Source organism: Corynebacterium axilliensis, from assembly GCF_046097495.1.
Lineage (GTDB): Bacteria > Actinomycetota > Actinomycetes > Mycobacteriales > Mycobacteriaceae > Corynebacterium.
On sequence record NZ_CP175768.1, the window covers coordinates 1,334,941 to 1,349,023 of the forward strand.

At 64.4% G+C, this 14,083-nt stretch carries 15 protein-coding genes and 1 tRNA gene; 4 read left to right on the forward strand and 12 right to left on the reverse strand.

The genetic code is table 11. The features are described from left to right. Nucleotides 1-24 precede the first annotated feature (24 nt). A complete protein-coding gene (pflB, locus tag ACKFR8_RS06530; protein ID WP_296133028.1) occupies nucleotides 25-2,118 on the reverse strand; it encodes a formate C-acetyltransferase in 2,094 nt (697 codons plus the stop codon). Between the two features lie 379 nt (nucleotides 2,119-2,497). Here pflB and ACKFR8_RS06535 point away from each other — a divergent pair, with 379 nt between their 5' ends. Then, the gene (locus tag ACKFR8_RS06535) at nucleotides 2,498-4,417 is read left to right on the forward strand and encodes a solute carrier family 23 protein (protein ID WP_296133029.1); all 1,920 of its coding nucleotides are present in this window, start codon (nucleotides 2,498-2,500) and stop codon (nucleotides 4,415-4,417) included. 13 nt (nucleotides 4,418-4,430) lie between these two features. Here the strand turns inward: ACKFR8_RS06535 and ACKFR8_RS06540 are convergent, their stop codons facing one another. The 3 genes from ACKFR8_RS06540 to ACKFR8_RS06550 form a co-directional block, all read right to left on the reverse strand. Beyond that, nucleotides 4,431-5,036 (reverse strand): hypothetical protein, encoded by a 606-nt coding sequence (locus tag ACKFR8_RS06540; protein ID WP_408929515.1) that lies wholly within the window; start codon nucleotides 5,034-5,036, stop codon nucleotides 4,431-4,433. Between the two features lie 67 nt (nucleotides 5,037-5,103). Continuing rightward, nucleotides 5,104-5,490 (reverse strand): DUF3817 domain-containing protein, encoded by a 387-nt coding sequence (locus ACKFR8_RS06545; RefSeq protein ID WP_408929516.1) that lies wholly within the window; start codon nucleotides 5,488-5,490, stop codon nucleotides 5,104-5,106. Then, entirely contained in the window at nucleotides 5,490-5,909 is a 420-nt protein-coding gene (locus tag ACKFR8_RS06550; protein ID WP_408931001.1) for a hypothetical protein, read from the reverse strand. Before ACKFR8_RS06550 ends, ACKFR8_RS06545 begins: the two co-directional genes overlap by 1 nt. A 149-nt stretch (nucleotides 5,910-6,058) precedes the next feature. Here ACKFR8_RS06550 and ACKFR8_RS06555 point away from each other — a divergent pair. Further along, nucleotides 6,059-6,140: transfer RNA gene (locus ACKFR8_RS06555), tRNA-Leu, on the forward strand. 320 nt (nucleotides 6,141-6,460) lie between these two features. On the opposite strand, the gene rdgB is transcribed toward ACKFR8_RS06555, so the two are convergent. The 8 genes from rdgB to clpS all read right to left on the reverse strand — a co-directional run bounded on the left by rdgB (nucleotide 6,461) and on the right by clpS (nucleotide 12,009). Then, nucleotides 6,461-7,072 carry an RdgB/HAM1 family non-canonical purine NTP pyrophosphatase gene (gene rdgB / locus ACKFR8_RS06560; RefSeq protein WP_296133032.1) on the reverse strand — a complete coding sequence of 204 codons (612 nt, stop codon included), beginning with the start codon at nucleotides 7,070-7,072 and terminating at the stop codon, nucleotides 6,461-6,463. Continuing rightward, entirely contained in the window at nucleotides 7,066-7,794 is a 729-nt protein-coding gene (gene rph / locus ACKFR8_RS06565) for a ribonuclease PH (protein WP_296133033.1), read from the reverse strand. Before rph ends, rdgB begins: the two co-directional genes overlap by 7 nt. A 23-nt stretch (nucleotides 7,795-7,817) precedes the next feature. Next, the gene (locus ACKFR8_RS06570) at nucleotides 7,818-8,585 is read right to left on the reverse strand and encodes an MBL fold metallo-hydrolase (RefSeq protein WP_408929517.1); all 768 of its coding nucleotides are present in this window, start codon (nucleotides 8,583-8,585) and stop codon (nucleotides 7,818-7,820) included. A gap of 66 nt (nucleotides 8,586-8,651) precedes the next feature. Then, nucleotides 8,652-9,428, reverse strand: a complete 777-nt coding sequence (murI, locus tag ACKFR8_RS06575; RefSeq protein WP_408929518.1) for a glutamate racemase — start codon at nucleotides 9,426-9,428, stop codon at nucleotides 8,652-8,654. Next, nucleotides 9,428-10,129: a rhomboid family intramembrane serine protease gene (locus tag ACKFR8_RS06580; protein ID WP_408929519.1), complete on the reverse strand. Its 702-nt coding sequence runs from the start codon at nucleotides 10,127-10,129 to the stop codon at nucleotides 9,428-9,430. Before ACKFR8_RS06580 ends, murI begins: the two co-directional genes overlap by 1 nt. Nucleotides 10,130-10,142: 13 nt before the next feature. Then, nucleotides 10,143-11,117: a P1 family peptidase gene (locus ACKFR8_RS06585; protein ID WP_408929520.1), complete on the reverse strand. Its 975-nt coding sequence runs from the start codon at nucleotides 11,115-11,117 to the stop codon at nucleotides 10,143-10,145. An 8-nt stretch (nucleotides 11,118-11,125) separates the two neighbouring features. After that, nucleotides 11,126-11,662, reverse strand: coding sequence for a DUF2017 domain-containing protein (locus ACKFR8_RS06590; RefSeq protein WP_408929521.1), 537 nt, complete (start codon nucleotides 11,660-11,662; stop codon nucleotides 11,126-11,128). Nucleotides 11,663-11,673: 11 nt separating this feature from the next. Beyond that, nucleotides 11,674-12,009, reverse strand: coding sequence for an ATP-dependent Clp protease adapter ClpS (gene clpS, locus ACKFR8_RS06595; RefSeq protein ID WP_408929522.1), 336 nt, complete (start codon nucleotides 12,007-12,009; stop codon nucleotides 11,674-11,676). A 102-nt stretch (nucleotides 12,010-12,111) separates the two neighbouring features. Here clpS and ACKFR8_RS06600 point away from each other — a divergent pair, with 102 nt between their 5' ends. Both ACKFR8_RS06600 and ACKFR8_RS06605 read left to right on the forward strand, forming a co-directional pair. Beyond that, nucleotides 12,112-12,684 carry a hypothetical protein gene (locus ACKFR8_RS06600; protein ID WP_408929523.1) on the forward strand — a complete coding sequence of 191 codons (573 nt, stop codon included), beginning with the start codon at nucleotides 12,112-12,114 and terminating at the stop codon, nucleotides 12,682-12,684. A gap of 42 nt (nucleotides 12,685-12,726) precedes the next feature. Next, nucleotides 12,727-14,073: a nicotinate phosphoribosyltransferase gene (locus tag ACKFR8_RS06605; protein WP_408929524.1), complete on the forward strand. Its 1,347-nt coding sequence runs from the start codon at nucleotides 12,727-12,729 to the stop codon at nucleotides 14,071-14,073. Nucleotides 14,074-14,083 lie beyond the last annotated feature (10 nt).

Sequence of the window (14,083 nt, forward strand, 5' to 3'; positions counted from 1 at the left end):
AGATAGTTGCGTTTGGGGGGAGGATTATTCGGAGTCCATGATGAAGCCGGCGTCGAGGACGCCCACCAGGTTGGTGATGCGCTCCTCCGGCGTGCGGCCCAGGCCGGACGGGGTGATGGTGTTGGTCAGCGAGATGCCGTCAAGAGCGTCCTTGTAGTCCAACTTGCCTACCGAGAGCATGGAGGCGACCATGCCGTGGCTGTCCGCACCGTTCTCCGGGTTAGCGCCCGGCGCGAACGGGGTGCCCGCCTCGTGGCCGGATGGGAAGGAACCGGTGGCCTTGCCGTAGACCACGTTGGACGTAATCGTCAGCACCGACTGGGTGGGGATGGCGTTGCGGTACATCGGGATGGCCTTAATCTTCTCCATCACGGTGTGGACGACGGTGGCGGCGATGTCGTCGGCGCGGTCGTCGTCGTTGCCGTAGAAGGGGAAGTCACCCTCCGTCTTGTAGTCCACAATCAGGCCGGTCTCATCGCGCACCGGGTAGACCTTGGCGTACTTAATGGCGGCGAGGGAGTCCGCCACGATGGACAGGCCGGCGATGCCACAGCCCATGGAGCGCACGATGTCGGAATCATGCAGCGCCATTTCGACGGCCTCGTAGGCGTACTTGTCGTGGCAGTAGTGGATGATGTTCAGCGCCTCGACGTAGGTGCCAACCACCCAGTCCAGCATCTCTTCGTACTTCTGCCAGACCTCGTCGAAGTCCAGCGGGCCGTCACCCTCGATGGCCTTGTAGCCGTCGACGACCTGCTTGCCGCTGACCTCGTCACGGCCGCCGTTGATGGCGTAGAGCAGGGCCTTGGCGGCGTTGACGCGGGCTCCGAAGAACTGCATTTGCTTGCCGACGGCCATAGGGGACACGCAGCACGCAATCGCCGCGTCGTCGCCCCACTGCTCACGAATCTGGCGGTCCGACTCGTACTGAATAGAGGAGGTCTCAATCGAGATGTGGGCGCAGAATTCCTTGTAGCCGGCCGGCAGCTGCGGATCCCAGAAGATGGTGATGTTCGGCTCCGGGGACGGGCCCAGGTTGATCAGCGTCTGCAGCAGGCGGAAGGAGGTCTTGGTCACCATGTGGCGGCCATCGCTACCAAAGCCTGCATCGGACCAGGTTGCCCAGTACGGGTCGCCGGAGAAGATCTGGTCGTAGTCCTCGGTGCGCAGGAAGCGGACGATGCGCAGCTTGAGCACCAGCTGGTCGATGATCTCCTGGGCATCTTCCTCGGTGATGATGCCGGCGGCGAGGTCGCGCTCGAAGTAGCAGTCGAAGAAGGCAGAGAGGCGGCCGATGGACATGGCGGCGCCGTCCTGGGACTTGATGGAGGCAAGGTAGCCAAAGTAGGTCCACTGCACTGCCTCGTGCGCGGTCTTAGCCGGGCCGGAGATGTCGAAGCCGTAGGACTCCGCCATCTTCTTCAGCTTCTTCAGAGCCTTGATCTGCTCAGAGTGCTCTTCGCGGTAGCGCGCCCAGTGCTCGGAGAATCCCACGTCACCGACGGAGTGCTTGGCGGCTTCCTTCTCAGCAATGAGGTAGTCCACGCCGTAGAGGGCCACGCGGCGGTAGTCACCGATGATGCGGCCGCGGCCGTAGGCATCCGGCAGGCCGGTGATGATGTGAGACGAGCGGGCAGCGCGGATACGCGGGGTGTAGATATCGAAAACCGCGTCGTTGTGAGTCTTGCGGTAGCGGGTGAAGATCTTCTCCACGTCCGGGTCGACTTCCTTGCCGGCCTCGAAGATGGCCTGCTTGACCATGCGCCAGCCGCCAAAGGGCATCATGGCGCGCTTGAGCGGGCTGTCGGTCTGCAGACCGACGATGACGTTGTCATCCTCGCAGATGTAGCCGGCCGGGAAAGCGTCGATGTCTGTCGGGGTGTGGGTGTCCACGTCGAAAATGCGCTTCTTACGCTCGACGGACAGGTAGTTCTCCTCCAGGTGGTTCCACACGTTCTTCGTCTTCTCGGTGGGGCCGGCCAGGAAGGAGGCGTCACCGTCGTACGGGGTGTAGTTGCGCTGGATGAAGTCGCGGACATTAATGTTCTCGGTCCACGGGCCCGGCTCAAAGCCCTTCCAGGCTTCGAACTGTACGGACTGCTCGGTTGCGGTGGTCAAGTTAATGACTCCCTTCTTGGTTCACACGACGTCACAAAGGTTGTGTTTAGAAGGGCTTTTATGACGTGGGCTACGGAGGGTCCGGGCTGTCATCAACCCTTCTCTGCACACCATCCTAGGACGTATTCACAACAACCTCACATCGGCCATTTTGAGACCCACGCCACCATATCATGGGGTTTTAGCACCAACCTACTGGTTATAACAGCCATGGGTAACGGCCGTACGGTTTAACTCCGGGGGTGAGCCACCCCCTATCATGTCTTTTAACACATTAAAACCGGAGTAAATCCAAGATTATTTTTTGTGACGTGTCCGCGGCGCGCTCTAAAGTAAGTGCACAAAACGTCTTCTGCCCTGTCCCAAGGAGCTTGCCCGCGTGTCTGACACCGCCGCCGTACCTCACTCCCCACGTCCCACACACCCCGTTGATTCGGTCCCGCCCGCCCCGAAACTGGCCGCGCTCGGCCTCCAGCACGTGCTTGCGTTCTACGCCGGCGCGGTCATCGTCCCGCTGCTCATCGCCGGCTCCCTGGGCCTCGATGAGGCCACGACGATTCACCTCATCAACGCCGACCTGCTCACCTGTGGCCTGGCCACGTTGATCCAATCGGTGGGCGTCGGCAAGCACATTGGCGTTCGCCTGCCCATCATCCAGGGCGTGACCACCACCGCGGTGAGCCCGATTATCGCCATCGGCCTCAGCGCCGAGGACCAGGCCCTGCCTACCATCTACGGCGCCATCATCGCCTCCGGTATCTTCACCTTCCTCGCCGCCCCCGTCTTCGGGCGCGTACTCAAGTACTTCCCTCCCATCGTCACCGGCACAGTGCTGCTGGTCATGGGCACGTCCCTGCTGGCGGTCTCCGCCAATGACTTCGTCAACTATGCCGAGGCCACACCCACCGCGCGGGACCTCGCCTACGGATTCGGCACGTTGGCCATCATCATCGTGGTCCAGCGCTTCTTCCGCGGCTTCCTGGGCACCCTGTCCGTGCTCCTGGGCCTCGTCATCGGCACGGGCGTGGCGCTGGTGCTGGGGGATACTTCGTTCAACGGCGTCAGCGACGCCGACGCTATCGGCATGACCACCCCGTTCTACTTCGGCGCCCCGCGCTTCGACATCATGGCGATTCTGTCCCTCATCATCGTCATGATCATCACCATGGTGGAAACCACCGGTGACGTCTTCGCGACGGGCGAAATTGTGAAGAAGCGCATCAAGCGCGACGACGTGGTGCGCGCCATCCGCGCCGACGGCCTGTCCACCATGCTCGGCGGCATCATGAACTCCTTCCCCTATACCTGCTTTGCGCAAAACGTTGGTTTGGTCCGCCTCACCGGCGTGAAGTCGCGCTGGGTGGCCGCTTCCGCCGCCGGCTTCATGGTCATCCTCGGTCTGCTGCCTAAGGCCGCAGCCATCGTGGCCGCCATCCCCTCTCCTGTGCTCGGCGGCGCCTCCCTGGCGTTGTTTGCCAACGTGGCGTGGGCGGGCCTGCAGACCATTGCCAAGGAGAACATCGCCGACGGCCGCAACGCCGCCATCGTCACCACCGCCCTGGGACTGGCCATGCTGGTGACCTTCAAGCCGGACGTGGCCGCGGCCTTCCCGGAGTGGGCGCAGATTTTCGTCTCCTCCGGCATGTCCATTGGCGCGATTACCGCCATCCTGCTCAACCTGCTCTTCTTCCACGTGGGCACGCAGTCCGAGGATGACGTCAGCCGCATCGACGGCGCGGGGGTCTCCCTCAGCGAGCTCAACGCGATGGACCGCGAGGGCTTCGTCGCCGCCCTGCGCCCGCTGTTCAACAACGAGACCTGGCCGCTGAAGGCCGCGTGGGAGTCCCGCCCGTTCGCCGACGTCAGCCAGCTGCGTGAGGCCATCCAGGTGGCCGTGCTCACCGCCCCGGCCGAACAGCGCCGCGCCCTCATCCACGACTACCCGGCGATGGATGAGCTGCTGCTTGCCGACGTTGACACGGCGGCCACCATCTCCGCCGATCGCGGCTCGCTCGCGCTCGATGACTTGGACGATGTGCAAACGGAGCAGCTGGTCGACGTTGCCCGGGCCTACCGCGAGCGCTTCGACATGCCGTTCGTGGCCTACCTGGACACTAACGATTCCGCCGACCGTGTCATCGACGCCGGCGTGCGCCGCCTGTCCAACTCCGACGAGCTGGAGCAGCGCGTCATCTTAAGCGAAATCATCGAGATTGCCAACGACCGCTTCGACATCCTGCTAGCGGATGCCAACCCGGTGCGCGCGTACTGGGACCGCAAGTTCACCGAGGTGGAGTAACCGCCCTCAGGGCCTAGTGAAACTCCAAGGTGACCTGGGCTTCCGGGTCCACTCCGCGAATGATGCCCTCGTAGAAGGAACGGGCTTGGTCCTGCAGTAGCTCGCGGTTGTCGTTGATGTCCTCGCGCTTCTTGTCCGCACTGAGGACATCGGAGACGGTCGAGGCCGCATCCAGCGGCTGCGTGGTCCAGCTCAGCACGCCGTTATCCTCCACCGCGGTCTTGAACTCCTCATCCGTGTGGCCGATGAAAATGAACTGCGGGATCTCGACGGTATAGGCGTGCTCGCCGGACTCGGTGACGCGGACGTCCTTTCCTTCAATACCCAGCTTGGCCTTGTAGGAGTACTGCACAAACTGGGTGCGGTCGGTCCACGGGACGCGCACGCCCATGACCTCGCCGGCGGAAGACTTCTCCGCCAGGCCCTGAATGCCCAGGCTGAGGAGCACGACCTGCTCCTCGCGCTGCACGGCGTTGATAACCTGCGTGTTGGTGGATTCCACAGGGGCGCTGTAGATATCGTCCGACGAACGCAGGGCGTAGACGCCCAAGGCCGCGCAGGCCAACGACAACAGCACGACGACGGCGATAAGCGTAGTGCTGACTTTGCGAGGAGACATGACTATAGAGCCCCTTTCACGGCACGAAAAGACGCTGTCTAGCGTAGCGCGTGCCGCGTGTCCCTGGCTAAAGCTGGAACTGCTCCTTGAGCTCCGCGCGGCGCTTGTGCTCCATCCAGAAAGACAAGAACGGCACCACGCCGGCCAGGGCAGTGGTGATCAGCTTGCTCACCGGCCACAGCGCGCGCGGGCCCAGGATGAGGATGGATAGCAGGTAGATCATGTAGGCCACGCCGTGCGCCTGGGCCACCAGGGTTGCCCAGGACGGCATCTCCATGCCGACTCCGTACTGCAGGATCATGCGGGCGACGAGCACCAGCAGGAAGATACCGGTCACCGTGGCCGCGATGGAGAAAAACTTCAGCGGGCCGCGGATGCGGTCCTTACGGGCAGGGTGAATGCCCTTGGTCTGCTGCGCGGACTCGGTAAAGGGGGAATTCGCGGAGTTGCTCATTAGTTCTCCTCTTCTGTGCCGCGACGGCGGCGTTGGGTGTTCATAGCGTTGAAGGTCTCGACGTCGATCTGCGGGCGCGGGGGCAGGAAGTCCTCGTCGATCTTGGTGACCGGCTGGCGTTTCTCGGCCTGTGCGCTCTTGCCGCTGCCCGTGGCGCGCTGCGGCGCCTGGTAGTGGCCGGGCTCTGTGCCCTGCTCAAGGGCTTCATTCTCGGCGTCGATGCGCTCGTTCTCGTAGCGCATCGCCGTGCGGTAGGCGTAGACGACGAATACCGCGAACAGCGGCCACTGGAAGGCATAGCCCAAGTTCTGGAAGGTTCCCGAGCCGGAGCGGAAGCGCGTCCACTGCCAGTAGGCAAGGAACAAGAAGAGCACAACGAAGAAGGCGATGAGAACGATGTGCCACCATCGGACCTTCATCTTCTTTTTCGGCGTTAGGTTGTTGCTCACGGTACAACAGCCTACCCACCAGCCCCGCAAAAGTGGATTTCCGTCCGTGCCCTGCCGCCCTGTAAGCTGGTCCCCGTTGCCGCAGACGCATTCGCGTCGTGCGCGGCAGCACATAGTTTGCGCCCGTGGCGGAATTGGCAGACGCGCTAGATTTAGGTTCTAGTGTCTTATGACGTGTGAGTTCAAGTCTCACCGGGCGCACAATTTCAAACCCCGCGCGAGTTTTCCGTGCGGGGTTTTCTTTACCCCAGCCCTGCCCCCAAATGGTTTTAGTCATTTGGTTCCCCTCATCGGGCTCCTCTGGGGGCAAAGAAACCAGCTGAAGCACCGCAGAAGGTTCGTTTGAGGGCAGGAGAACCATTTGAGTAGAACCATGTGCGGAAGGGACCAAAGTTAAGGGACCACCTGCGATTCAGCTTCTGCATTTCCCTAGGTGGTCTTCGCAGAATGTGTGCAGATGGTCCTTCTTAACCAGCCCCGCTAGCGGATGCCGGGGCTTGCGGTCATGGCCCGGCGGATGCTTAGGCTTGGCCGGCAAGCGCCGCCAAAGGCTCGCGCAGCTGCGCCAGGGCGCGGCCGCGGTGCGAGACCGCGTTCTTTTCCTCAGGGGACATCTCCGCAGCGGAGCGCTGCTCGCCCTCCGGCTGGAAGAGCGGGTCGTAGCCGAAGCCGTTCTCACCCTGCGGCGCGGTCAGCAGGACCCCGGGCCAGCGGCCCTCCACCACGTGCTCCTGCCCATCGGGGGTCACGAGCGCGCACACGGAGACGAAGGCCGCCGCGCGGCGCTGCGCCGGCACGTGGGACATCTGCCCCAGCAACAGGCGGTTGTTCGCCTCATCGTCGCCGTGGCCGCCCGACCAACGCGCAGAGAGCACGCCGGGCATGCCGTTGAGCTCTTCCACGGCCAGGCCGGAATCATCCGCAATCGTGGCCAGGCCAGTGTGCTGGACCCCGGCGCGGGCCTTGATGAGCGCGTTATCGGCAAAGGTGCGCCCGTCCTCGATCGGCTCCGGGTAGGCCTCCACCGCGGACAGCGGCAGCAGCTCGATGCCTTCAATCCCGGCATCGGCCAGGATGCGCTCCAGCTCAGCGAGCTTCTTCGAGTTATTCGACGCGACGAGAAGTTTTACCATCCCAGGGCCGCCTTTTGAACGTCGATAAGCTGGGCACAGCCCTCCTGCGCCACGTCCAGCATGTCATTGAGCTCCGCACGACCGAAGAGACCGTGCTCCCCGGTGCCCTGAATCTCCACGAAGTCTCCGCCTTCCTGCATCACCACGTTGAGGTCCACCTCCGCGCGGGAGTCCTCCTCGTAGGGCAGGTCCAGGCACACGTGGCCGTCGATGATGCCAACGGACACCGCCGCGATGGGATCCAGCAGCGGCTCGCCCGGAACCACGCCCTCCTCCTTGAGGTGCGCGATCGCATCGGCAAGCGCAACATAGGCGCCGGTAATCGACGCCGTGCGGGTGCCACCATCGGCCTGCAGCACATCGCAGTCCAGCTGGATGGTGTTCTCCCCCAGCTCCTCCAAATCCACCGCGGCGCGCAGGGAGCGGCCCACCAGGCGCGAGATCTCGTGGGTGCGTCCCTTGACCTTGCCCTTCATGGACTCGCGCGGCATGCGGTCGTGGGTGGCGGACGGGAGCATCGCGTACTCCGCGGTCAGCCAGCCCTCCCCGGAATCCTTCTTAAAACGCGGCACGCCAAACTCCACGGAGGCGGTGCACATCACGCGGGTATTGCCGAACTCCACCAGCACCGACCCAGCCGGGTTGGTGGTGAAGTTGCGGGTAATGCGGACGCTGCGGAGCTGGTCGAGCGCGCGACCATCGGCACGAGTGAAATCAGTCATGCCCCCTACCCTACCGTGGGCAGCTACAGCTCAAACTCCATCCCGGCGGCACCCAGGACAACCTCGCCGTCGAACTCGCGGGCCGCGGCCGCGAACGTGGCCGCCGCGTCACCCCACGGCTGCAGGTGGATGAGCACCAGCTTCTTCACCCCGGCCTCGCGGGCCAGGCGCCCGGCCTCCGCCCCGGACATGTGCATGTTCGGGGCCTTGCCCTCAGAGGTCTCGCCCCACGCGGCCTCGCACAGGAAGACGTCGGCGCCCCGTGCGGCTTCAACAAGCGCGGGTGCGTAGGCCGAATCCCCCGAGTAGCACAGCGTGGCGCCGCCCTTGGCCTGCTCCATGCGCAGGGCGTAGGCCTCCACCGGGTGAACCACGCGGTAGGGGGTGATGTAGACGTCATCGACCAACTGGCGCTCACGGTCCACCCAGGGGCTAAACGCAAACGTATCGCTCATATCATCCACACCCCCCGGATCATCCGAGGACAACCGCCCCAGGTGGGACTCCGTGCGCTGCGGGCCCAGGCAGAAATTGCGGGCCGGCGCCGGCGCGGTGGGGTGAAAGCGGCGCCATACCATCAGGGAGGGAAAGTCTAGGCAGTGGTCCGCATGCAGGTGCGTAAACACCACGTGGGCATCGCACGGATCCTGATGCTCTTGCAGGCGCGCGAGGGTGCCGGGCCCCAAATCCATGATGATGGACGGGGCAGAGTCAAAGGACACGAGGTAGCCAGAGGCCGGATTGCCCACGGTGGGCACCGAGCCGGAACAGCCAAGGATGGTCAACTTCATGCGTTCAATCGTTCCACGAAACTATAAGGCGTGCTGGATGTACAACGATTGTACATCCCCCGCAGGTTAAATCTTCGGCCCCAGAAAGCGCGCGGCTAAACGGGAAAACGCCTCGTGATCACCGGTGCTTTCGAAGGTGCGCACGGGGGTGTGCCCGGCCGGCGCCAGCATCTCGGTGTTGGTGAGGATGCGCATGACGTCCTTCGCCGTCTCCTCCGCGGACGAGACCAGGGTGACGTTGTCCCCCATAGCCAACTGGATTACGCCGGTGAGCAAGGGATAGTGCGTGCAGCCCAGCACCAGCGTATCCACCCCTTCGGCCTGCAGAGGGGCGAGATAGTTTTCGGCCACACCCAGAATCTGGCGGCCCGCGGTGATCCCGCGCTCCACAAAGCCCACGAAGTCCGGGCAGGCCACCGCATGCGCCTGAACGTTCGGGTTGACGGCAAAGAGGTCCTGGTAGGCGCCCGACTTCACGGTTCCTTCCGTGCCGATGACGCCAATCTTGCCGTTACGCGTCGTGGCAATCGCGCGACGCACGGCTGGGCGGATGACTTCCACGACGGGGATGTCGTAGCGCTCGCGGGCGTCGTGCAAAAACGCCGCCGTGGCAGTGTTGCACCCAATGACGAGTATCTTGCAGCCGCGGTCTACTAGTTCATCGGCGATGGCCGTGGACAGCTCACGGACCTGGGCAATGGGCCGCGGGCCGTACGGCGCGTGCGCCGTATCGCCGATATAGGAAATGGATTCGTTCGGCAGCTGCTCGATGATGGTGCGGGCCACGGTGAGCCCGCCCACGCCTGAGTCAAAAATTCCGATGGGTGCGCTAGCGTCCGGCATCAGTACCGCGCCGCCTGGGACGTCGTACGCACGCTCCGAATCGGGTCATCGGAGGTAATCACCATGCCCGCTACGACGCCGCCGATGGCGCCGAACAGGTGGCCCTGCCAGCTGACCCCCTCGTAGATTGGCAGCACGCCCCAGATCAGCCCGGAGTAGGCGAATCCCAGGACGAGGCCGGTGATGAACTGAATCAGCGAGCGGTTAAAAATGCCGCGCACGATGAGGTACGTCAGCCAACCATAGATCAGCCCGGAGGCGCCGATATGGGAGGTGCCCGGACCGCCAAGCAGCCACGTACCCACGCCCGCGATGAGCACCACGATGATGGTGACCTCCCACCACGCCTTGCGCCCCGACAAACCGATGAGGAAACAGAAGACCGCTCCGGGCACCGAGTTGCCGATGAGATGTTCAAAGTTGGCGTGCAGCAACGGCGCGGTGAAAATTCCCCAGATTCCGTTGAAGTCCAACGGGTGAATACCGAACTGGCCCAAGTCGTTGCCGAAGAGGACAGCATTAACAATCTGGATAATCCACTCGATGGCCAGGAAGCCCACGGTCAGCGCGGTGGCCGTCCGCAGGCGCCCGCCGCGGGTGTAGTTCCTGGAATCGCCCTTATTCACCGGTGCGTTCGCGGGGCGCCCCGTGCCGAAATCCGCGGGGGTCGAGCCCTGCCTATACGGTCCACTCGTTGTCATAATGCCTCCCACATTAGCAAGGCAGCAGTGCGGAGTACGTTTCCAAGCCCAGCCCCGGGGAGGCGCTGACTACGGCGTCCACGATGGCGGACTCGACGGCATCCGCGGCCGCGGCGCTGAGCCGGGCGAGGTCCTCGGGGCCGAGTACTGGTGCGGGGTTAGGCGCTGAACTTGTTACTGGGCTTGTCACAGGGCTTGACGACGCCGCGAAGAGCGTGTCCCCATCCAGCGGCGAGTGGGATGGGCGCACCGCCCGCGCGATGCCATCGTGGCCGGCCAGGGCGAGGCGCTTGGCCTGGGCTTTGCTCACCGGGGCGTCGGTCAGCACTGCACCGATCGTGGTGTTGAGGTGCGCGTCCGCCAGGCTGCGGGCTGCGGCGAAGCGATCAACGTCGACCGCTGGGCGCTCCGGGGCGCCGAACAGCCGGCCCGTGCGGGCATCAATGACTTGGCCCACGGGGTTTGCCACCACCACCGCGGCCACGGTGTACGGCGCGGCATCAACCAGCGCGCTGCCGACCCCACCGCGGATCTTGCCTGCGCACGCGCCAACGCCGGCGCCAATGCTTCCCGACGTCGCATCGTGCCCCGCCAGAGCACTCGCCAGGGCGGCGGCGCCATCGGCAGCCGTCGGGCGCTGCGGCCCGGCGAGCAGGTCAAAGATGACCGCGCCCGGCACGATGGGCACCCGCGGGCCCGGAACCTCGTCTCCGAAGACGGGGAATCCGATACCGGCCTCTTCCAAACCGCGCATCACGCCATCGGCTGCCGCCAGCCCGAAGGCCGAGCCGCCTGCGAGGACCAAGGCGTGGACGCGCTCGACGGTATTGTGCGGCTCGAGCAGATCCGTCTCCCGGGTGCCGGGGCCGCCGCCGCGCACGTCGACGCTAGCCACCGCGCCCTGCTCGCCGCAGAAAATGACGGTCACGCCGGTATCGTGCCCGGTGGCGTGACCAACGGAGAATCCCAGCTCAGAGATATCGCGCACGGAGGGCACTACTCCATGAGCGCGGTGAGCAGCGAATCCTGGCAGAAAGCCAGCCACTCCACCAGGGCATCGCGGTTGTCCTGCGCGTCCGGCTCCGGGGTTTCCCCCGAGGCCACATAGAGGCGCAGATCATTGAGCCCCGCCAGGAAAGCGTGGGCCTCGTCCTCACTCAACACCACCTCGACCCCGCCGGTGGGGCCGAGTGCGGTGTTCATCACCTGGAGGTTCTCCAGCTTGGCCCGGGCGATATCCGTTTCGTGCAAGGAACGCAGGAGCGAATTATCGCCGTCGTATTCCTCATCCCCTGGCTTCTCAAAGTCCGGGAACAGACGAGCCAGGGAGGGGTCCTCCGGGGCCTCGGTGTGGCCGGTGGGCATGTCCAGCATGTCCGCCAGCTCATCCTTTGGTGCGGACTGGGCGCGCGCGATGATGGCCTCCGAGACCGTGGAGGTGAGATCCCCCAGGACCTCTCGCTCCATCGGCTCAAAGACCGCGGTGAACTTGGCCCCTCGCATGAGGGACTTTTTCTTCTTCCAAGCCTGCATACGTTGTGTGCCTATCCCGCCTGCTGCATCGTTGCCCACAGGCCGGCGATCTGCAGCTTCTTCACGTCGGCCTCAATCTTGTCGCGCTCACCGGAGGACACCGCGGCCTTGCCTTCGGTGTGCACCTGCATCATGAGCTCGTTGGCGCGCTTTTTGTCGTAGCCCAGCACGGTCTGGAACACGTAGGACACGTAGCTCATGAGGTTGACGGGATCATCCCAAACGATGCACATCCACGGCAGGTTTTCGCTGGTGGCGACATCAACCTCAATGGCCTCATCCAGCTCCGGGGTGGCCATGGGCGAGCTCATCGTCACGCCCGCGGACGGAATTTGGTGTGCAATCATGTTCTCTAGCCTAGCTAGGCTAGCCAGAAATTTCTGCGTCGCATGCGGCTATACTGTCTGGTACATCCCCCCTTTCTTGATTCCCGTTTCCAGGTGGCCTCGATGAATTCCTCTTTCCTTCCTGACGCGGTGGCAGACTTCCTGGCCGGCCGCGCGCCGGTCTCGGAGGACTTGATCCATCTCCTGCAGCGCGTTGTCACGGTGGTGGCCATCGTGGGCACCCTGGTGGCGGCGATTATAAGCCTCAGCTCGCCCTCCACAGGCGGCAGCTCCCAAGACACCCCGGCGCCGCGCACGTGCGACTACGAGCTGCCAGATCGCTCGGTGCAGCGCGAACTCGAGCGGACCCAGACCGACCTCATGGAGGCGCTCAACGCGTGGCGCGCCGAAGACCAGCAAGCGCCCCTGCTGCCGTGGATCGACCGTCAAACCGCGGCCCGGGAGAAGGCCGAGTGCAATGCGGTTACCCATTCCGAGGAGCCTGCCGAAGAAAACATTCAGATGGTCCAGCACCATCTTCCCGTGGACCAGGCCAGTGCGTACGACTTCGTGGAGGCCTTCCGCTCCTCCCCCGCACACGTCAATGCGCTGCGGGATCGGCGCATGACCACCGCTGCCGTGGGCGTGGCCTACAGCGACGGCCAGGTCTGGGTAGTCATCCAGCTAGAGGAATAGGTATTCCTGAATTTTCCGTGGTGGCGAAGTAGCATCTGGTATGTGACTGACACCGCGAACCACGCAGCCGCCAACGTTCCCACGGATCGTTCGACCGCGCTGCTTACTGACAAATACGAACTCACCATGCTGCAGGCCGCGCTGCGGGACGGATCCGCACACCGCCAGGTAGCCTGCGAGGTGTTCGCCCGCCGCCTGCCCAACGAGCGCCGCTACGGCGTGGTCGCTGGCATCGACCGCGTGCTCCGCGCCGTGCGCGACTTCCGGTTCACCGCCCACCAGTTGGCGGAGATGGACTTCCTGGATGAGCAGACCAAGGAATACCTGGCCAACTACCGCTTCTCCGGCCAGATCGACGGCTACCGGGAGGGCGAAATCTACTTCCCCTACTCCCCGCTGCTCACGGTGCGCGGTACCTTCGGCGAATGCCTCATCCTGGAAACGGTCATCCTCTCCATCATGAACGCCGACTCCGCGGTCGCTTCTGCGGCTTCCCGCATGGTGGTGGCTGCGGACGGTCGCCCGATCATCGAGATGGGATCGCGCCGCGCCCACGAGTACGCCGCCGTCACCGCCGCCCGCGCGGCCTACCTGGCAGGCTTCCAGGCCACCTCGAACCTGGAGGCGGGCTACCGCTACGACATCCCGGTCTCCGGCACCGCCGCGCACGCGTGGACCTTGGCGCACGTCAACGAGGACGGAACCCCGAACGAGGAGGCGGCCTTCCGCAGCCAGATCGAGACCTTGGGCGTGGACACGACCCTGCTGGTGGATACCTACGACATCACCAAGGGCGTAGAGACGGCCGTCAAGGTCGCCGGCCCGGAGCTCGGCGGCGTCCGCATCGACTCGGGCGACTTGGGCGCGGTCACTCGTCGCGTGCGCAAGCAGCTCGATGACCTGGGCAACCACAACACGAAGATCGTCGTCTCCTCCGACCTCGACGAGTTTGCCATCGCCGGCCTGCGCGGCGACCCGGTCGACGTGTACGGCGTGGGCACCTCCGTGGTCACCGGCTCCGGCGCTCCGACGGCCAGCATGGTCTACAAGGTGGTCGAGGTAGAAGGCCATCCGGTGGCCAAGCGCTCCTCCTCCAAGAAGTCCCAAGGCGGGGCGAAGCGCTCGCTGCGCACCTACCGCTCCACCGGGGTGGCCGTCGAAGAGCTCGTGCTGCCAATCGACGCCGCGGACCCAGACACCGGCACCCTCAGCACGCGGGAGATGACCGTACCTCTCATGCGCGACGGCAACATCGTGGACAACCTTCCCTCCCTCCACGAATCCCGCGACTACCTGGCCCAGGCCATCACCACCCTGCCATGGGAGGGCCTGGCGTTGACCCGCGACGAACCTGCAGTGCCCACCCGTTTCGTTGGCTTCTCCCAGTAGCGCATCCGGG